The following is a 19,437-nucleotide window of genomic DNA, read 5'->3' on the forward strand; positions in this document are numbered from 1 at the left end:
GCAAAGGGGATAGGTATATGAAAAAAGTATTTGTATTCGTAAGCATTTTCTTTTGTTGTTTCCTTTATAACGTTAAGGAAGGGTTTGCTGCTAGTCCAATGAAACCTAGTTTTGAAGTAAAGTTATTATTGAAGCCAGAACAAGTATTAGGTGATAACAAAGAGATGAAGCAAGAGGTGCTAGAACATTTCCAAGCTGGTACAAAATATGAAAGAATACAAGTGCAATTTTTAGATACTGCAAATAAAAGTTTAAGTGAGGAAGGTTGGTTCGCTAGAATTCGAAAGAAAGAATTTAGTAAAGATTTTGAACTAACATATAAAAAAAGATATCCTATTCCAAATGGTGTAATTCAAGATGCACTAGAAGTAGCTAAAAAAGAAGGATTCGATAGTAATACGGATAGTTATGAGGCGGAAATAGATTGGGGATTTGAGAAGAAAACATTAAGCATTTCAAATAAGAAAAGTTACAGTGCTAAAGGATATGGAATACTTGATTTACCAAATAAACAAGCTGCTCAAAAAATGTTAATAGAAAAATTACCAGGGAAAATGAACAAATGGTTGTATACAAATTGGGGAGAAGAGATGTTAAAGAATTCCCGTATTTACGGTCCTGTATTAATGCAACGATATACAGGAGAGTTTGAAAACATAAAAGCAAATATTGAAATTTGGCCATTAAGTAATACCGGAAAATTAGAAGATGACTTCGTAATAGAAGTGTCATTTAAAACAAATGAAGAAAGTATTGCGACAAAGCAAAGGGAATTATTAATGGCGAGTTTAGAGAAAAAAGGCTGGTTGTTACCGAAAGATAGTTTGAAGACAGAGCTTATTTTTCAGTAAATGAGAAAAAAGGAATCCATATTTCGTGGATTCCTTTTTCTAATATATGAGTATTAAGCTAAGTCAGCTGACACGAACATATCACTATTTTGAAGGTTTTTAGAGCGTAAACTATAAGCAACTACCTTCTTTTTATATTGTTTTACAACATCAACATGCTCTTCATGACTATAAATATAAAATGTGAAATCTTTTTTACCACGTTTTGCATTGATAATTAAAGGAGTACCCTCATTGTGTGGCGGTGCATAATAGCGATCTAAAAATAAACCTTCGTTAAAATCATGAATAATTTTTGATTTCTTTTCGCCTACTAAGTTATTTCCGTTCATTGTAACAGTCACATTCTCTTCTTCCAGTTGTGGATGTGTTTCAAAGCGACTAATAATGGATTCAATAACAGAGTTAGGAAGGCTAGAAACGATAATTTTAAATGCTCCAAATACAACTAACATTACAATAAACCAAGTCGTCATAGTATATCATCCCCTTTATTCTATTTAATAATATAACTCATATGGTAATAGTACATATGGTGAAGTTTTGTATAATTTGTGAAAAATATGCCATTTTTACGAACGAAATATTAGAAAAATCAATTTTGTTACAAAAAGTTGAAATTGAAGTATTTTAAAAGAAAAAGGTTTATAATAAAAATATAACTAATAACCACATTACTAATTATAAGGAAGTGTAACTATGAGTACTGTAGCAATCGTATATGGTATTATTCTTTCCACAATTATTGTTTTGTTTTTTGTTGGGGTTTCACGTTATATTCATAAATGGAAAGAAGGCGTTGCGAAATTAAATCACATTGAAGAAGAACTTAGTGATTTAATGTTACATCATGGTAAGTAAACATTTATTTTTTAACTAAAAAATGTGAAGAATATCACAAAACGTGCTTTCCTAATGAAGGCATGTTTTTTTGTTATGTGAAAGTTAGACATATTCATGAGATTTTCCATACAATACAGTGTGAAATAAAATAATGATTCTTTGTGTGTAGGAAGAGTCAATCTGTTTTGTATAATTTTGTAATTTCATTCGGTATAATTATGATATAGAAGGAAATTTGTTAGAGGAGGTATATTGTGAACATATTAAAGATTATAGGAATTGTTGCAGGAGTCATTATAGTAGCCGTTATAGCTTTCTTTGTTATTATGAAGTACTACTTGTCAAAAGAAGATCCGAATTACGTATTAAAGTACATAAAAGAACATAAAAGTGATAAAACATGTTCATTACTGATTAGAAAAAATGGGGAAATACTAACATCTATAAATGAAAATGTAAAATTGCCTTTAGCGAGTACAGCAAAAATCGTAATAGCAGTTGAATTTGCTAAACAAGTATCAGAAGGGAAAATAAGTAAAGATGAACAAATTTCATTGCAGGAGCTAGAAAAATATTATGTTAAAAACACTGATGGTGGAGCACATCCTGACTGGTTAGAAGATGCCAAAGTGAGAGAATTAGTGAAAAACGGAAAAATTTCTTTAGAAGAAGTCGCTAAAGGGATGATTCATTATAGTTCTAATGCAAATACAACATATTTATTAGATAAGCTTGGATTAGAAAGAGTAAATGAAAGTATAAAAGAGTTAGAGCTTACTAGTCATGACAAGTTCTCTTCGTATACTGCTTCACTATATATGAGAGGGTATGTAGAAAATGAGCTTCATGAGCCAGAAAATCAATCATTAGAAATGATACGTAACATGTCAAAGGATGAGTATAATAAACATGTGTTACAAATTCATGAATGGATGAAAGATGAAGAAGCATGGAAGAAACGGGATATCCCATTAAAGGTAGATATGGAATTTCAGCGAATTTGGTCAGATCGATTAGTGGGTGCAAACGCTAAAGATTATATGAGTATAATGGAAAAGATAAATAGTAGAAATTATTTTCCAAAATCAATGCAAGAAGAGATCGAGAACATTTTCAAAGGAACAGTTAAAAATAGTAAGTTCGAATATGCTGGTCAAAAAGGTGGTTCTACCGCATTCGTATTGACAAAAAGCTTGTATACTACAGATAAGAAAGGGAATAAAGTAGAAATTGTCATTATGTTTAACGATATAGAAGATCAAGTTTCATATCAAAAACTGAGAAATAATATAGATTATTTTATTCAAGATGCTATAACAGATGAAGAGTTTAGAAATAAATTATAATGAAATAATTTTATTATGTAAACAAAGGGGCACTTATGAAAAGTGCTCTTTTGTAATACAGGATTTTCCAATCTTATTATTGAATATAGATGGAAAATAAGAAAGGAGGTTAAAAAATGACAACAATATATTTCGTTCGCCATGCCCATTCTACATATACAAAAGAAGAACGGGAACGACCTTTATCTGAAAAAGGGCACTGTGATGCAGAAAATGTAACGCATTTATTAAAAGATAAACATATTGATGTTGTTATTTCTAGTCCGTATAAAAGAGCAATCCAAACTGTACAAGGAATTGCGAATACATATAAATTATCAATACAAACTGAAAAAGATTTGCGTGAAAGATTATTGAGCACAGAGCCAGTATCAAATTTTAATGATGCTATGCAGAATGTGTGGAAAGATTGGAGTTTTGCATACGAAGGCGGAGAATCGAATACTGTAGCACAAAAGCGCGCTGTAATATGTATACAAAATATATTAAAAAAATATGAAGGTAAGAATATTGTAATAGGTACGCATGGAAATATTATGGTATTACTCATGAATTATTTTAATTCGAAATATGATTTGGAGTTTTGGAAAACACTTCATATGCCTGATGTGTATAAATTAAATTTTGATAAAAATCGTTTCATTTCTGCTGAAAGAATAGAGAAAACAGGTCATCGGTTAAATATTTTGTAAAAGTTTATCAAAAAAAGAGGAAAGAGAGAAGTTATTGTAGAAGTATGACTTTGTAACATAAAAAATATATGTTAAAGGAGGCTGTTTACATGTTTGAGAAAGAGAAAGAAGGGCTTATTGAAGTTCACAACGTATATGAAATTGCACCAGCAGATGGAACAATTATTGGTATGGCAACAGAAGAAGAAATGGAAATTGCTGCTGAACTAGAGCTGCAGTACTATGCCCATTCTCGTTTGCTAGAAGCAAATATTCAGTTAGACGGTTCCTCCTATAAAGAGTTATTTCAGGAGTTCCAGGAGTACGAAAGAAAATCAATGAGCTTTTGGCGAGCAATACATAAGCGTTTAGCTGTGCCATGGGCATGGGTATTACGTATTGATGTTGCGAATGGCCCTATTTATGTAAGTAATGGGAATGCGTATTACGAAGAAATCGATGATGAAGAAGATTATGAATAGATAAGTAAGGAAGCAACTTTAGTTGCTTCCTTTTTTTATTTATAGAGATTGAACAGCCTCAATAATAATATCAGGCCGATCAATTTCGATTCCGTGACCAGCATGTTCGGCAAGTATATATTGGCTATGTATTGAGAGTTGTAATTGTTCATGGATCAGTTCTTGCCACATTGATTCAAGTTGTGTCGCTTCCTCTTTTGGCATGCCACCCTCAGTCAACTGAGTGATAGAATAATGAGGATCTCTACCGATAACGATTAATGGTATTTCTAATGTTTTATATAGCTCTTTTAGTGAGAGAGCACAGTTTTTCCACTCTGATAATTCAGAAGCTGTCGCTTTATATAATGGAGGCGAGGTAGAGAATTCAATTTGCTGTTTTGATTGATCGGTGAGAATAGGTTTTAGTTCATTATAAAGTGTGTCTACATCCATTTTGGAATATATATTATATTTTTGAAACCAAACATCATCAGAATCAATTTGATCAGAAATTGGTAAATGAAGTTCATCTAAACAGTGTAAGTTCATCGAAGTAGAATCAACTAAAATAAGTGCTTGCAGCTTATCTTCATGTAACATCGCAAAATGTTGTGCACATAAGCCTCCGTAGGAATGCCCGATGAGAATGATTGGCCCGTGAATATCTAGTTTTTGTAGTAACATATGAAGTTCTTTTGTAACTTGCCTTATTGTACGTGGCTGATTTCCTAGCTCACTTTTCCCGTAACCTGGGCGATGGTATGAAACAACTGTAAAGTGCTTTGAAAGCTTTTCTATAATAGGAAACCAATCATAAAATGAGCAACTCATTCCGGTTTGAATGACTACAGTTTGTTTACCACCTCCTTTTATATGTACTTCTATATTTTGCCCCATTATTTCTACAAATTTATGAATGTTAATTCCTCCTAAGCTTGAAATAATTTTTGAAAAGCAAAAACGATACACCAAACACCTATACCGAGTAGGACAGATGTACTAAGTGTAAATGAATTTTTTAAACCAATATAGACAATAAATAATAGTAGTGCTGATGCGGGGAATCCATATAATACCCCTAAAGCAAATTCACTCAATTCTTGTTTATTCCCGCCTTCAAATGAAATCCAAAATAGACTAAGTAAACTCACGAGAGGAAGGGCAGCAATAAAGCCACCTATCGTACTATAATGTTTGGCGACTTCAGTAATAACGCCGATAATAAGTGCCGAAACGATTACTTTAACGAGGAAATGCATATTTTGCCTCCTTCGCTAATAAGGAAAATGCTTTTTCAATTAATTGTTGTTCTTCTTTTGATAACTGTGATTCTAATATTTTTATCTTTTCTTTATCTAGTAAAGTATGTTTTTCTAATACTTCAATTCCTTCGATTGTTAATGTAAGGTTTACCACTCTTTCATCTTTTTTATTTCTCTCTTTAACGATGAAACCCTTTTGAATAAGGCGCTTTATATGTTCAGATGCTGTGTTATGAGAAAGACTAAGCTCAGTAGCGACTTTTCCAATTGTTATATCTTTCTCACGAGAAACGATTTGTAAAATACGAATTGCTTGGTGGGAAAGGTTGTCCTCGTATTCGTATCGTAAGTGATAATAAATGCTCTCCCAATGTTGATTAATGTTGTTCATAATAATAAATCCCCTTTTTATATCGTATAGTAAGATATATTCGTCGTTTTAGAAATAAAATCCTTTTATTTGGATAAAAAATGTTGAAAAAGTTTATTTTTATTGAAATATAAGGTAATCTATGTGTAAAGGTATACATTTAGCAAGAGAGAGGATGATAGTTGTGAATACATTCAAATGGATGAGTCATGAACAGATGTATGTAGATGAAATACATGTTGAAAAATGTGGTCCTCTTTCAGTCGGCGTATATGGGGGAAATCAAGAAAGTGATGCATATGAACGAGGAGATGCGGTACTTGCTTGGTGGGACCCTGAATTACAATTTGAATTTGTTATGATTTTTGATACACACCACAAAACAAAAAATATTGATTATATAATAGAAGCAATTTCGGAAAGAAAAGAGAAATTAAAAGAGTTATTCTCATATCCAATACATTTAGCTTTTCATCATACACATATGTACTTATTAGCGTTATTTACAGATGAGTTATTTATTAAAAAGTGTGATCAAGATGATGAGGAACTCGCTTGCTTAATTTGTTTACGAAAAGGCGAATTTTTATATTGGTTATCAGTTGGTGATTGTTTCGCGTATTTATTCCATTCTGAGAAAACGAAAAATGGAAAAGGACGATTAAATAAACGGAAAAATTACGAATATATTGGCAGAAAAAATATTTTTGCAGCAAATACACCTTGCTTTACGTCAGGTGTAAGAGGATTAGAAAAAGGAATGAATCACATTGTAATGGCAACAGATGGCATTTTAGAGTGTGACAAACGAAGGTTTGATGATGATCAATCTTTAGTAGAAGTATTACATGACGGGAATAGCTTGCAGATTGAGCCAGTATTAACAAATGTACTGCAGTGGAAAGGTAGAGATTGTGCCACGATTATTGGATGGTCTATCGATACTGATAATAACCAATGTGCTAATTAATATAAAAGGAGTTCAAGGCTTTTATCCTTGAACTCCTTTTTGTTAAGCAATATGGATATGATATGTTTTTAACCATTCATTTACTTGTAGCATATACTCCATGGCACTTCTTGCTTCAAAATTGTTAATCTCTTTATTACTTTGATCAGCAATTGAAAGTAAGATGGAATGATTAATAAGTGAGAAAATAGGATTGTTTTTATTGATACACATATCAAGTGTTAAATTACGGATTGTTTGTAAGTAGTGTGGATCTTGTGAAGTTGGATAAGCGCTTTTTCTTCTATTGCGTACATCGTCAGGTAAAGCTGGTTGTAGTGCTCTACGTAAAATGCCTTTTTCGATATTATCAATACTTTTTATGTTGAAAGGAACATTCCATAAATATTCAACTAATCTATAATCGCAAAACGGTACACGAACTTCAAATCCAACAGCCATACTCATACGATCTTTACGGTCAAGTAAGAAAGGAAGGAATCTTGTTAAAAATAAATAAAACATTTGACGTTGTTTCGCGGATTTTTTACTTTCGCCTTCAAGAGTAGGTACTTCAAGTATCGCTTCTTGGAATCGTGTATCAATATAGTCTTCTAGATTACATTGGTTACTTACTTCATTTAGTAGAAGAGGAGATGTATTTTTCCAATTTGTTAGCCAAGGAAACTTATCTACATATAGTAGTTCTTCTTGATGAAACCAAGGATATCCACCGAATACTTCATCAGCTGATTCGCCGGATAAAGCTACGGTCGCATCTTTTTTCATTTCGCAAAATAGTAAATATAGTGAAGTTTCCATTTCACCAGCACTCGGTAAATCTTTCGCATGAAGGGGAACGAATAAGTCATTTGCTAATTCTTCAGCATTCACAATAATATCATGATGCGCTGTCCCTACATGTTCAGAAACGCGTTTTACCCAAGGTGCGTCTAAACCAGTGCGAGCAAATGTCAGTTCGAAATCTTTTGCGCTATTTACAAAGTCAACAGAATACGTATGAAGTGTTTTATTTTCAGCAGCAAATTCTTTACCCGCAAGTGCAGTAATACCGCTAGAGTCTAATCCGCCTGATAACATACAAACGAGAGGAACATCGGCAATTAATTGTCTTTTTACTGTATCTTGTAAAATAGATAAAATATGCGAAGATGTATCTTCTATAGAGTCTGTATGGAACTTACTTTCTAAATTCCAATACTTCGTAACTACTTTTTTATGACGTGTAAATGTTATAGAATGTCCAGCACGTACTTCTTGAATATGTTTAAAGACGCCACATCCTGGAGTGCGAAATAAGCCTAATCCAAATATTTCATTTATTCCATTCGCATCAATTTCAGCAGGGACAGATGGATGCGCTAATAATGCTTTAATTTCAGAGCCGAAAATAATACTGCCATTTCTTTCTGTAAAAAAGAGTGGTTTTACACCTAAATGATCTCGTGCTAAAAACAATTGTTGCTTCTGATCATCCCATAAGGCAAAAGCGAAAATTCCGTTTAAATGTCGTACGCAGTCTTCTTTCCATTCTAAATAAGCATGTAGTAATACTTCTGTATCTGAATGGGTTTCAAATGCATGCCCACATTTTTGAAGTTGCTCTCTCAGTTCACGGAAATTATAAATTTCTCCATTATAAGTAAGAGCATACGTATAATCACCAGCACGAAATGTCTTAGGCTGTGTCCCGCCTTCTGGATCAATTACAATTAAACGCCGGTGTGCAAAGGCCGCATGAGGTGAAAACCAAAATCCTTCAGCATCCGGACCACGATGCTGAATACTATTTGCCATCTTTTTTAAAATAACATGTTGATTTGAAAGGTCTTCTTTCCAATCTACCCAACCTGTAATTCCACACATACACATCTCATCTCCTAATTTTTAAAATAGATTAATGAAATAAAATGTACACTAAATTAAAGAGTGACTATATAAATAGTGTACTACATGAATTAAATTACAGACTTGAGAAAGTTTTCTTTGAATGCATAGTTATGTGAGAAAATGGCTAAGGGAAAGTATTCCATTACATACAAAAAATAAAAAAGATGAGAGAAAAAATTTTCTCAGACGTTATATAGGGTGTAAAAGCTTTTACAAAACAATAAGGGGAATCGCTACATGAAATCAAATGAGAAAAATTTTATAAAAAGATTACAGCGGCAAAAAGAAGACGCGTTAGAATTCGTTGTCGATACATACTTACCACTCATAAAGGGGATCACGCATAAAGTTCTACTTCCCATTCAAAATGATGGACTCATAGAGGAATGTATAAACGATATATTTCTTTCCATTTGGAATAACGCAAATAAATTCCATGGAGAGCCGAGTGATTTTAAAAAGTGGATTGCAGCGATTGCGAAGTTTAAAGCAATTGATTATTACCGGAAATCGACTAAAACAGTAGAAATCATTTCAGATGAGTTTCATGTCAGTACAGAAAAATCAGCAGAAGACGAATTAATCGTTATGGAAGATAGGGAAGAATTATTGAAGCTCATTAATCAATTAGAACCGCTAGATCAAAAGGTGTTCATTATGAAATATTTACTTGGTATGAAGACAGAGGAAATAGGTGACAAGTTAGGATTAACTCGGGCAGCAATTGATAATCGAGTGTACCGGGGGAAAAAGAAACTACAACAAAATGCTACGAAAATTAGTTTTGGAGGTAGTGCAATATGAAAGACATTTATGAACTATTAAATGATATTGATATAGATGAAAAAGAACTAGAAGAAATTGAGGCTTCTGAAATTGAAAAGGAAAAAGTAAAACGAAATGTAAAACAATCGATACGTACGAAGAAAAAGATGAAAAGTTGGAAAAAAGGTGTCGCTGCTGCATCTATTTTAGTAGGATTATCAATTGCAACACTCGGTATCGGATTTCCTACATATGCTGGGGGATTGCCAATTGTAGGTGACATATTCCGATTTTTAGATAATGGTAGAACAGGGTTATATGAAAACTCTAAAGCTGACGCAGGGAAGATAATGGAGCCTCATTATAATTATAAACAATACGCTACAGTACTAAATATGACAAAAGAAAGCAAGGGAATAAAGATAACGATTAATGATGCGATTTTTGATGGGAAGACAATATCAATAAACTATTCTATAGAAAGTAACAGAGATTTAGGCGAGAATCCAATTACGTTGGATTTTTTAACTATTAAAGGAGCAGGTGCCCAATCAGGTAGCAATAAAATTACTAAAGTCGCAGATAGAAAATATACAGGTTTAATCAAAACAAGTAGCGATCTAGTTGGTAGTAAAGAAACTATAGTAAATGTTGAATGGATTGTACAAAGTATAGCCATTTTAGAAACTGAAGAAGAGATAAAAGGGGATTGGAATTTTAATATTAATCTAAAAGGAATAGAAAATAAAGAGCAATTGATTGGAGGTAGTACAGAAAAAGATGGTGTCAAAGTAAATATGGAGAGAATGGAAATAACACCAATTTCGTTTATTCTATACTACAACCAAGAAGTATCTCAAGAGATAAGGGGTGTATGGGATGGAGTAGATGTCGATTTAGAAGTGAGAGATGATTTAGGTAATCAGTATTATGGAGAAGGAAATGGAGGTTCAGGTGAAGATTCTTATAATTTTAATTGGAGTAAAACATTCCAACAACTTAATGAGAACGCTACTAAGTTAATAATAACACCTCACGTTAATTTAAGAATCCACACTTCTGAAAATTATGAATCGGTAACAATAGTTGAAGGACAAGTAAAGGAGCGTTTTGTACCTCGAAGACTGGGAGGCAATCAGGCTATTGTGTTAGATAATATTGTAATCGACTTAAAGAAATAAAAGAAAGACTGCCTAAAACCATTAGGCAGTCTTTTTTACATCAATAACTAGTTACGAGTAACGCATGCGGATGCTGCGTTTTATATTCATCTTTCCACGGAATATTTAGTTGTTCCCACGATTCGCCGCTATCATTGGATTGAAAGACGCCATTGTTATTTAACGTGTAGAACGTATGTGGTTCGGCTTCGTTTGTCGCAAACATCGAAATGACTGTACCGATTGCAGATGGTAGTCCTTGTTGTACTTGCTGGAAAGGAGTATCTTTCGTTTTTCGATAAATATAAGACTCATAAGGGATACGATGATGAGCGAGATCAGCACTTGGCGCGGCAGAAACGAGAATCGTATCACAATCAGCTGGATCAATTGCCATGCTGTATAAATAATGATGTTCAAGTCCTGCACTACATGAGATCCAGCTGTTTCCATTGTTATAACTCTCAAGATAAGCACGATCAGGTCCGCCCATAAATCCGTCACCACATGATGCGTAAAGGCGATTTGGTGCTTCAGGGTGCATAAGTAATTGATGAGCATCGATAGGAGCACCGAATTTTTTATCAATCCATGTATGCCCTTTATCGTTACTTTGAATAACAGCACCAGCTTCGATTGAAACGTGTATTGTATTAGGGTTGTTTGGGTCAACTGTAATCCAGCGTACGTGATGGGTAAAAGGTCTAGGCGGAAATGCCCACGTATAAGAAGATAATAATGATTTCATATTTTTAAGTTCAGTCCACGTTTCACCACCATTTTCAGAGCGAAATAAAGCGCTTGGTTCTGTGCCGACATAAACGACACCATATCCGTTAACTTGTTCATTTGAGCTTATTGTTATGGAAGTGATAGAGGAGTGCAAAATACCATCTTCTTTAGGGAAATCAAAGTAACGATAAGAATCTCCAATTGGTCGCCATGAATCCCCACTATCGTCACTTAACCATAGACCTCGTCCAAATGTTCCGCAATATACACGATTCTTTTGAAATGGATCAACAGCGATACAGGTAGGTTGCATATTTTTTAAGTGATAAGTCGTTTCATAGTTATCATTGTGTTCTTTCACTACAACAAGTTCACGTTCCATACAGAGAAATAAACGTTTCATTTAAGTAACCTCCTTAAAAATTCTTTCATTAGTAAACAATATGAAAATAAAAAAGAAGTAGTCTTGTTTTATTTGAGAAAAAGGGATTGTTTAAAAAATAGCGAAGTGTGTATACAGAGGAAGCGGGCGTTTACAATCAGTCAATTCGGGATAAAGATGGGGAGTTTGTTTCATACTAACATACAGATATTGTACTTAAAGGAGTATAAGTATGGGACATTCGCATGATCATGGTCATTCAAAAAATAAAAAGGCGTTACTAATTGCCTTCCTACTAACAACAAGTTTTATGATTGCAGAAGTTGTTGGTGGATTTGTAACAAATAGCTTAGCACTACTATCTGACGCGGGGCATATGCTAAGTGATGCAGTATCTTTAGCTTTAAGTTTACTTGCGTTTAAAATCGGAGAAAAAACAGCAACAACTGCGAAAACATACGGGTATAAGCGAGTCGAAATGTTAGCAGCATTATGTAACGGTGTCGTTCTTATTGTCATTTCGGTATACATTTTTATTGAAGCAATCCGTCGTTTTAAAGAACCAGTTGAGATTGCTAGTAATGGGATGCTCATTATTGCAGTCCTTGGTCTGCTTATTAATATTTTATCAGCCTGGATATTAATGAGGGGCGGAGATGTGAAAGGTAATTTGAATTTAAGAAGTGCTTTCCTGCACGTACTAGGCGATCTATTGGGTTCCGTCGGAGCGATTATTGCTGCGTTACTTATTAAATTTTTCGGATGGACTGCTGCAGATGCGATTGCTAGTATTCTTGTGTCTATTTTAGTCATTATTAGTGGATGGCGTGTAACACGTGATACGGTTCATATATTAATGGAAGGTGCACCACAGCACATAAATGTTGAAGAGGTAAAAAGTACGTTATTAATTATTCCGATTGTAAAAGAAGTTCATGATTTGCACATATGGTCTGTCACATCAGATTTTCAAGTATTAACATGTCATCTTATTATTAAAGGGAATGAAACGCAAAGTGTATTAAAAGAGGCTACGTATGTATTAAAGGAGAAATTTCATGTAGAACATGTCACCATTCAAGTAGAAATAGATGGTGAATTTAATCATGATGAGACAACTTGCAAAGTATGAAAGAAAAAGGATAAGAAAAAGTGTCATAACATTTTTCGCACGGCATACATATATATAATGTGGCCACAAATACTTTGCAAGGTAAATATTTCATGAAATTACTTTACTTATAAAGAGTCATCTTTTATAATCAAAAGTGGTAATTGATAAAGATTATCATTTTCAATGATCGTAGAAAGGAGTTTTTTAAAAGATGAGTAGTCAACTCCGTTTTGCTGTTGAAAATCGTAAGAGGCATTTAATTGATGAGTTAATTGGAGCAGGTGTGTTTAAGATTCGCGACCGACAATTATACGAGCTGTCTTTAGAGGAATTGGAAAAAGAGTACGAAGATATGGAAGATTATGCAAATATCCAGGCGTAGCTATATAGATTAGTAAAAGGAGAACTGGTTACGATTTTGTGTAACCAGCTCTCCTTTTATTTCGTAGAAATTATTTTTTGTATTTCTTTCATGGGACGGAGCCAGTTTTGGGTCATTATTTGTTCCATTTGTTTTTCGTCCTGCTTCTGTAATGCTTGAATGATAGAGTGATGTTCTTCAATAGATTGACTTGCTGGAACAAAGTTTTGGAAAAACAAATATTCAAGACGTAAAACGTGAAGTTGCATATTTTCTAGAAAGGGTTCAATATATTGGTTTTTAGCAATAGAAGAAATTGTATTGTGGAATTGTATATCTAATTCTAAAGCTTGTTTTGCGTTTTTTTTCTCTATAGATTGCTGAAAATGCTCATTTATTTCAGAAAGTAGTTGAATATCAGCGTCTGTAATGTTTTGAAGAGCTTGCTTTCCTATAATAGAGTGAAGACCAGCCATCGTTTCATAAATGATAGATACGTCGTCTAACTTAATAGGAGCAATTTTCGTTTTTTGCCCTGGTACCATTTCCACTAATCCAGAAAGCTCTAATATTTGAAGTGCTTCTCTTACAGGTGTTCTGCTTACTCCTAGTGCCTCAGCCAATTCCCCATCATTAATTTTTTCATTGGGCTTCAGTACACCTTCAATAATCCAATTTTGTAGTTGATTTAAAACGAGTGATTTTGCTGAAACTCTTCCTGGTTTTTTATAATTTTGAGGGACAGGCATAGTGAATTCAATCCTTTCATTGTATATTTTCCTTTTTTACATGAACAAGCTTTAATTTTTGTTTCCCTTCATCCGGCTTTTGGCTTAAGATGAGCACCATTACAATGACACAAAAAGCGCCTAATAACTGAAAAGATTGAAATGGCACTTGCAATATAAGTACAGAAGAAATAATAGCTGTGAGTGGTTCTGTGCAACCAAATAATGTTGTTTCTTTCGGAGTCAGGTATCGTATGCTGTCTAAGTATAAATAAAAGGCAATAAGTGTCCCGAAAATGACGACAAATGTGATGAGCGGTAGGGTACTTAGTTTTACATATTTCATAGTTGATAATAAAATGAATTCGTTTGTAGAAATAAAGTGTACAATCGTTACACCAATACCCCCAATAATCATGCCCCATCCAACGATAACGGAGGAAGACCATTTTTCTAACAATTCCTTTGAATATAAACTATAAAAAGCGAGAGATAATCCAGATAAAATCCCCCAAATAATAGCTGGTGTAGAAACAGCCAAGTTATGAACAGACCCGTTTGTTAGTAAGAGAAAAGTACCTACTAATGAAAGGGTAATTGAAATGAAATCAATTTTTGATGGACGAACGTTCCATTTGAAAAGTAAGTATACAGTGATGAATATAGGAGCTAAATATTGTAATAATGTTGCCACGGCAGCATTTCCTTCTTTAATTGAAGCGAAATACGTATACTGTACAGCAAGCATACCGAATAGACCAAACAAAATCATTTTAATAGCATCAGATTTTTGTTTCCAAATGCCAAATATCTCTTTTTTTCTCGTTCCGAATGAGGAAATAATGAGCAAAATAATTCCAGATATAAGTAAACGGATCGTAACTAACCATTCGGTTGAAACATTGTCATATTGAAAAAGTTGTTGTGCAGCTGTTCCAGACAAGCCCCATAAACAAGCACCGATTACAACCATAATGATTCCTTTTAAACGATTCGAATCCATAATGTATAGAGTCCTCCTTTCAAGAAATATATCGTATACAATATGCAATATATCACGAAAAGAATTAAAAACAAACTGAAATTTCTTACTTAATGTAAAGTTGTTATTCAAATTAAAGATGTTTGTTAGATCAGAGAACGATAAAATAGAAAGGCTTCCGTTTACAGAAGCCTTTCTATTTTGAATTATGAAGTGTAAGTAAAAGCTGGAATAGGATCAATAAATGTGTTCCAGTTTTGTCTCATTTCTTTTTCTGTTAATAGACAATCATCTAATGATTGTTCAATTAACGAACGGTTCATATCAATTCCAATAAATACGAGTTCGGTTATTCGATCTCCATATTGTTTATCCCAGTTTTTCAATACTTCTGGTTCTTCTGCAATCATTTGATTTCTTTCAGTTTCAGGTAATGCGGCTATCCATTCACCGGCTCCTTGAATTGTAATAGAGGAGCCTGCTTGAGATAGAAGCCCTATTATATTATTACGAGATGCCAGCCAGAAGAATCCTTTCGCTCTTACAACATCTAAAGGCCATTTTTCTAGCCAATTCATAAGGCGCTCGGGATGGAAAGGATATTTGCGGCGGTAAACAAAAGAAGTGATACCGTATTCTTCTGTTTCCGGTGTATGATGGTCACTGTTTAATTCTTGTATCCAGCCGGCCGATTGACTAGCTTCTTCATAATTAAATAGATTTGTGTTTAAAATTTCTTGTAATGGTACTTTGCTAAACGAAGATTCAAGAACTTTTGCATTAGGATTTAATTTTTTTAGTAAATGATGAAGCTCTATCACATCTTCTTTTTCTAGCAAATCTATCTTATTAAGAATAATTACGTTTGCAAACTCAATTTGATCTATTAATAAATCAATAACTTCCCGTGTGTCATTCTCATCGATTGCTTGTTTTCGGTCTAATAAACTTTCTCCATCTGCAAAATCATCCCAAAATCTATTTGCATCTACAACTGTAACCATCGTATCGAGGCGACAATTTTTCGTTAAATCAATGGTAAGAACTTCGTCTGTATAAGTAAACGTTTGAGCAACTGGAATAGGCTCACTTATACCAGAAGATTCAATAATAATATAGTCAATATCACCATTTTCCACAAGACGATTCACTTCTATCATTAAATCTTCTCGTAGTGTACAACAAATACAGCCATTTTGAATTTCTACTAGTTTTTCCTCCGTACGTGAAAAACCACCCTTTTTTATAAGAGATGCATCAATGTTTACTTCGCTCATATCATTAACGATAACAGCTACTTTTAAGTTATTCTTATTAGTTAAAATGTGATGTAGTAAGGTAGTTTTTCCAGATCCTAAAAAACCACTTAATACAGTGATAGGTACTTTTTTCATGAAATGATCTCTCCTTTAAATCGTAATGATTACGTTTTATATTAAACGATGGGAAAAGAAAAATCAATAATAAATCATAATGATTACGATTTAAGAATAGAAATAGACTATAAAATTCGTGCTGTAGTATGAAGGATTTGGACAAGCACATGTTTACATATAAATAAAATGGAGGCGAGAAGCTTGGTCTTTAATAGAGTTTCAAAAGAATTAGTAGGCATAGCTCTTATCGCTATGTTTCTCTTTTTATTATTTTTTGTAGATTTTACAAGTCTAGTAAATTTGCACAAAAATATACCGCAGGAATGGCTGAATGTGAATACGGTATTTTTAAGTATCATTTTTGAAGCAATACCTTTTATTTTATTAGGGGTAATTGTTTCTTCATTTATTCAAGTGTTTGTGACGGAAGATATGATTCAAAAAGTAATGCCGAAATCTCCAATTGTTGCAATGATTCCAGCAGTATTTGTGGGAGTTCTTTTTCCAATGTGTGAATGTGTCATTATACCAATTGTAAGAAGGCTCATTCAAAAGGGGTTACCACTTCATGTAGGCATTGTTATTTTACTGAGTGCACCCATTATGAATCCAGTTGTTCTTTTATCTACTGTATATGCGTTTCAAAAAAATGATTACGTTGTATATGCACGCTTTGGGATAACAATTCTAGTTGCTCTATTCATAGGTCTAATTGTGTATTATTGCTATCGCGAAAGAAATGTTTTAAAAGACGTAGAGGTTTCAGTTCAAACAAGCAAAAAAAAGAGTTGGAAAGATGTTATGAATCACACTGTAGATGAGTTTTTTGATACTGGTAAGTATTTATTGATAGGTGCTTTTTTAGCAAGTGTATTTCAAACGTTTTTTGATCGGAATGTACTGGATGTAGTAGCACATAACGAAGTAATTGCTCCCGTTATTATGATGGGGTTTGGTTATGTTTTATCAATTTGCTCTGCAGCCGATGTTTTTATAGCGGCATCTTTTGGACATGTCTTCTCAGTAAAGGCACTTCTCGCCTTTCTTGTGTTTGGGCCTATGCTTGATATGAAAAATACGTTAATGCTATTTGCATATTTTCAAAAGAAATTTGTATTCTTTTTGATGGGAATTGTCATTGTATCTGTGTATACCATCCTGCAAATCATAATGTTATAGGAGGTGAGAAAGAATGGAGAAAGAGGAGCAGAAGGCATATCATCGCTATATTCGTGGAATTATTTTAATTGGTTTAGCAATGCTCTTATTTAAACTACTTGTAACAGGGAATATTTATAATTTTATCGCTCCAAAAATGATTAAATTTACGTATATAGCTTTTGTAGTGATTTTACTTCTTGGTTCTTTACAAGTTTGGAGAGAAAAAGAGGGTGATTGTAATTGTTGTAAGCACCATACAGCATTAAAATCAGGGATAAAAAGTTTCTTTGTATATGTTTTATTTGTTGTTCCGATAGTTAGTGCTTTTCTCTTTGGAAGTGTAACAATTGATGGAAGTTTAGCAGGAAAAAGGGGTATGAATCAAAGTGTACAGGCGAGAAGTATGGAAGGTAACGAAAAAGAGGGGAAACAGGATGATTTTGATGGGCAAGAGGTATTCGATGATCCAGATGAAACATCAAATTTATCAACGACTTATGAAACGGAAGAGCAAGTAGTAAAAAGTATGTTAGGACAACGAAAAATACAAGTAGAGGATAAGGATTATGTTCAAACAATGAGTATAATTGGTCAAAATGTAAAAGGATTTAAAGGGAAAGAAATTACATTCTCAGGGTTTATGTATAATGATAAGGATGTGACGGGTAATAAAGCGGTAGTGGCTCGATATGGCATAACTTGTTGTATTGCGGATGCATCAGTCTGGGGGATGATTGTTACGGGGAAAAATGTTGAAAATATTCCAGAAGAAACATGGGTGAAAATAACAGGATTATTAGATGAAACGACATATAAAGGAACAGTCTTTTCACTTGTAAAAGTAAACAAAATCGAGAAAATTAATAAGCCAACTGACCCATATGTATATGATGTTTTACCTCAATAGAAAAGAATAAATTCTTCATATTTTCATGAAATAGAATCATAATCATGGCGATAAAAAAATAAAGATAAGAGTAATTTGGTTTGTTAAAAATATGTGCAGAAGGAGTTATGCGATGAACTGGGTTACTCATAAACCATCATTTGAATTTGAAACATTTAGTCCTATTATTCGGTCACAATCTGCGTGGAGTGGACATTTAGATTTTGCATATGACTTAGTACGATTTGAAAAACCAGAAACTTTAGTCGAGCTAGGTACACATTTAGGAGCTTCCTTTTTTAGTTTTTGTCAGGGAGTAAAAGATGGAGGGTTATCGACTAAATGCTTTGCAGTAGATACTTGGGCTGGAGATGGGCACACAGGTCCATATGGAGAAGGGGTTTTTCAAATAGTAGAAAAAGTAGTGAGCGATAACTACCTTAATATAGGAAATTTAATTCGATCTACTTTTGATGATGCTGTAGACCGGTTTCAAGATGAAACGATAAATCTTTTGCATATTGATGGATATCATACGTATGAAGCTGTTTCTCACGATTATAACACCTGGCTGCCTAAAGTCGCGAAAAATGGTATTGTATTATTTCATGATATTGAAGTTAGAAGTGGTGATTTCGGCGTATATAAGTTTTGGGATGAGGTAAAAGCGAAGTACCCTCATTTTCAATTTGCGCATTCATATGGACTGGGAGTGTTATTTCCGAAGGGTTGTAGTGATAAGTTTGAGGAAATACTTAAAAATAAAGAAGAAATACAAAATATGTATAAATAAAGGTAGGGCATGCATCATTTTTATGATGTGTGTCCTATTTTTGCGTGGGAAATAATGGTGTGAATTAAAAAGTGAAGATAGTTGTAAAAAGTTTTGTTGCAGCAAATATTAAAAAAGTTAGTATGGGATTTTTCTTTGTAAATAAAGTGAAGCTTTAATACGTTCATGTCAGTCCGGGATGTTACAGTAGTTAATTTCTTACCTAAGTGCTTTGCGCTTACTGAATTTTAAGGCGGAGGTCTTATTGGCCGAAAATATCGGGATAAATAAAAATACAACATTTTTTATATTTTTCATTGCGAAAAACGTAATCTACTTTTACAATAGAAA

23 protein-coding genes are annotated in these 19,437 nt (G+C 33.4%); 14 read left to right on the forward strand and 9 right to left on the reverse strand.

Annotation, left to right across the window (positions count from 1 at the left end; genetic code table 11):
* Positions 1–17: 17 nt before the first annotated feature.
* Positions 18–851 carry a hypothetical protein gene (locus MR143_RS01500; protein WP_000755312.1) on the forward strand — a complete coding sequence of 278 codons (834 nt, stop codon included), beginning with the start codon at positions 18–20 and terminating at the stop codon, positions 849–851.
* Between the two features lie 53 nt (positions 852–904).
* Here MR143_RS01500 and MR143_RS01505 read toward each other — a convergent pair whose 3' ends face one another.
* A complete protein-coding gene (locus tag MR143_RS01505; RefSeq protein ID WP_000214579.1) occupies positions 905–1,327 on the reverse strand; it encodes a YfmQ family protein in 423 nt (140 codons plus the stop codon).
* Between the two features lie 41 nt (positions 1,328–1,368).
* Here MR143_RS01505 and MR143_RS01510 point away from each other — a divergent pair, with 41 nt between their 5' ends.
* From MR143_RS01510 to MR143_RS01530, 5 genes are all read left to right on the forward strand, one after another.
* The gene (locus MR143_RS01510; RefSeq protein ID WP_002011946.1) at positions 1,369–1,485 is read left to right on the forward strand and encodes a hypothetical protein; all 117 of its coding nucleotides are present in this window, start codon (positions 1,369–1,371) and stop codon (positions 1,483–1,485) included.
* A gap of 65 nt (positions 1,486–1,550) precedes the next feature.
* Positions 1,551–1,712 (forward strand): hypothetical protein, encoded by a 162-nt coding sequence (locus tag MR143_RS01515; protein WP_000108701.1) that lies wholly within the window; start codon positions 1,551–1,553, stop codon positions 1,710–1,712.
* Positions 1,713–1,948: 236 nt separating this feature from the next.
* The gene (locus MR143_RS01520) at positions 1,949–3,040 is read left to right on the forward strand and encodes a serine hydrolase (RefSeq protein WP_001023328.1); all 1,092 of its coding nucleotides are present in this window, start codon (positions 1,949–1,951) and stop codon (positions 3,038–3,040) included.
* Positions 3,041–3,156: 116 nt separating this feature from the next.
* The gene (locus MR143_RS01525; protein ID WP_000208270.1) at positions 3,157–3,732 is read left to right on the forward strand and encodes a histidine phosphatase family protein; all 576 of its coding nucleotides are present in this window, start codon (positions 3,157–3,159) and stop codon (positions 3,730–3,732) included.
* Positions 3,733–3,821: 89 nt separating this feature from the next.
* Complete coding sequence (locus MR143_RS01530) at positions 3,822–4,193, forward strand: hypothetical protein (protein ID WP_242280595.1); 372 nt, start codon at positions 3,822–3,824, stop codon at positions 4,191–4,193.
* A 39-nt stretch (positions 4,194–4,232) separates the two neighbouring features.
* Here the strand turns inward: MR143_RS01530 and MR143_RS01535 are convergent, their stop codons facing one another.
* The 3 genes from MR143_RS01535 to MR143_RS01545 are packed head-to-tail and all read right to left on the reverse strand — an operon-like array spanning position 4,233 to position 5,828.
* The gene (locus tag MR143_RS01535; protein WP_002181697.1) at positions 4,233–5,144 is read right to left on the reverse strand and encodes an alpha/beta fold hydrolase; all 912 of its coding nucleotides are present in this window, start codon (positions 5,142–5,144) and stop codon (positions 4,233–4,235) included.
* A complete protein-coding gene (locus tag MR143_RS01540) occupies positions 5,105–5,434 on the reverse strand; it encodes a DUF3147 family protein (protein ID WP_000545630.1) in 330 nt (109 codons plus the stop codon). The genes MR143_RS01535 and MR143_RS01540 overlap by 40 nt, the downstream gene beginning before the upstream one ends.
* Positions 5,418–5,828, reverse strand: coding sequence for a MarR family winged helix-turn-helix transcriptional regulator (locus MR143_RS01545; protein WP_001059785.1), 411 nt, complete (start codon positions 5,826–5,828; stop codon positions 5,418–5,420). The genes MR143_RS01540 and MR143_RS01545 overlap by 17 nt, the downstream gene beginning before the upstream one ends.
* A gap of 121 nt (positions 5,829–5,949) precedes the next feature.
* Here MR143_RS01545 and MR143_RS01550 point away from each other — a divergent pair, with 121 nt between their 5' ends.
* Complete coding sequence (locus MR143_RS01550; protein WP_002181696.1) at positions 5,950–6,777, forward strand: PP2C family serine/threonine-protein phosphatase; 828 nt, start codon at positions 5,950–5,952, stop codon at positions 6,775–6,777.
* Between the two features lie 42 nt (positions 6,778–6,819).
* On the opposite strand, the gene asnB is transcribed toward MR143_RS01550, so the two are convergent.
* Complete coding sequence (gene asnB / locus MR143_RS01555; RefSeq protein WP_000333941.1) at positions 6,820–8,643, reverse strand: asparagine synthase (glutamine-hydrolyzing); 1,824 nt, start codon at positions 8,641–8,643, stop codon at positions 6,820–6,822.
* A 261-nt stretch (positions 8,644–8,904) separates the two neighbouring features.
* On the opposite strand from asnB, the gene MR143_RS01560 reads away from it, so the two are divergent.
* Both MR143_RS01560 and MR143_RS01565 read left to right on the forward strand, forming a co-directional pair.
* Positions 8,905–9,471: a sigma-70 family RNA polymerase sigma factor gene (locus MR143_RS01560; RefSeq protein ID WP_000840010.1), complete on the forward strand. Its 567-nt coding sequence runs from the start codon at positions 8,905–8,907 to the stop codon at positions 9,469–9,471.
* Positions 9,468–10,613 (forward strand): DUF4179 domain-containing protein, encoded by a 1,146-nt coding sequence (locus MR143_RS01565; protein ID WP_000653116.1) that lies wholly within the window; start codon positions 9,468–9,470, stop codon positions 10,611–10,613. Before MR143_RS01560 ends, MR143_RS01565 begins: the two co-directional genes overlap by 4 nt.
* Before the next feature lie 40 nt (positions 10,614–10,653).
* On the opposite strand, the gene MR143_RS01570 is transcribed toward MR143_RS01565, so the two are convergent.
* Positions 10,654–11,727, reverse strand: a complete 1,074-nt coding sequence (locus MR143_RS01570) for a WD40/YVTN/BNR-like repeat-containing protein (protein ID WP_000825295.1) — start codon at positions 11,725–11,727, stop codon at positions 10,654–10,656.
* A gap of 211 nt (positions 11,728–11,938) precedes the next feature.
* Between MR143_RS01570 and MR143_RS01575 the strand changes: the two genes are divergently transcribed.
* Together MR143_RS01575 and fbpA are read left to right on the forward strand one after the other, a co-directional pair.
* Complete coding sequence (locus tag MR143_RS01575) at positions 11,939–12,838, forward strand: cation diffusion facilitator family transporter (RefSeq protein WP_000510025.1); 900 nt, start codon at positions 11,939–11,941, stop codon at positions 12,836–12,838.
* Positions 12,839–13,031: 193 nt separating this feature from the next.
* Positions 13,032–13,202 carry a Fur-regulated basic protein FbpA gene (gene fbpA / locus MR143_RS01580; protein WP_000098302.1) on the forward strand — a complete coding sequence of 57 codons (171 nt, stop codon included), beginning with the start codon at positions 13,032–13,034 and terminating at the stop codon, positions 13,200–13,202.
* Between the two features lie 56 nt (positions 13,203–13,258).
* On the opposite strand, the gene MR143_RS01585 is transcribed toward fbpA, so the two are convergent.
* The 3 genes from MR143_RS01585 to MR143_RS01595 form a co-directional block, all read right to left on the reverse strand.
* The gene (locus MR143_RS01585; RefSeq protein WP_001145065.1) at positions 13,259–13,930 is read right to left on the reverse strand and encodes a GntR family transcriptional regulator; all 672 of its coding nucleotides are present in this window, start codon (positions 13,928–13,930) and stop codon (positions 13,259–13,261) included.
* A 16-nt stretch (positions 13,931–13,946) separates the two neighbouring features.
* Positions 13,947–14,912, reverse strand: coding sequence for a DMT family transporter (locus MR143_RS01590; RefSeq protein WP_000378090.1), 966 nt, complete (start codon positions 14,910–14,912; stop codon positions 13,947–13,949).
* A gap of 185 nt (positions 14,913–15,097) precedes the next feature.
* Positions 15,098–16,285: a GTP-binding protein gene (locus MR143_RS01595; RefSeq protein ID WP_000757680.1), complete on the reverse strand. Its 1,188-nt coding sequence runs from the start codon at positions 16,283–16,285 to the stop codon at positions 15,098–15,100.
* A 168-nt stretch (positions 16,286–16,453) separates the two neighbouring features.
* On the opposite strand from MR143_RS01595, the gene MR143_RS01600 reads away from it, so the two are divergent.
* The 3 genes from MR143_RS01600 (at position 16,454) to MR143_RS01610 (ending at position 19,107) form a co-directional block, all read left to right on the forward strand.
* Entirely contained in the window at positions 16,454–17,446 is a 993-nt protein-coding gene (locus tag MR143_RS01600) for a permease (protein ID WP_198287956.1), read from the forward strand.
* 13 nt (positions 17,447–17,459) lie between these two features.
* A complete protein-coding gene (locus MR143_RS01605) occupies positions 17,460–18,335 on the forward strand; it encodes a TIGR03943 family putative permease subunit (protein ID WP_000409947.1) in 876 nt (291 codons plus the stop codon).
* Positions 18,336–18,447: 112 nt separating this feature from the next.
* A complete protein-coding gene (locus MR143_RS01610; protein WP_001104670.1) occupies positions 18,448–19,107 on the forward strand; it encodes a class I SAM-dependent methyltransferase in 660 nt (219 codons plus the stop codon).
* The last annotated feature ends 330 nt before the right edge of the window (positions 19,108–19,437 follow it).

The sequence above is a fragment of the Bacillus cereus group sp. BfR-BA-01347 genome (assembly GCF_022663835.1).
Lineage (GTDB): Bacteria > Bacillota > Bacilli > Bacillales > Bacillaceae_G > Bacillus_A > Bacillus_A thuringiensis_K.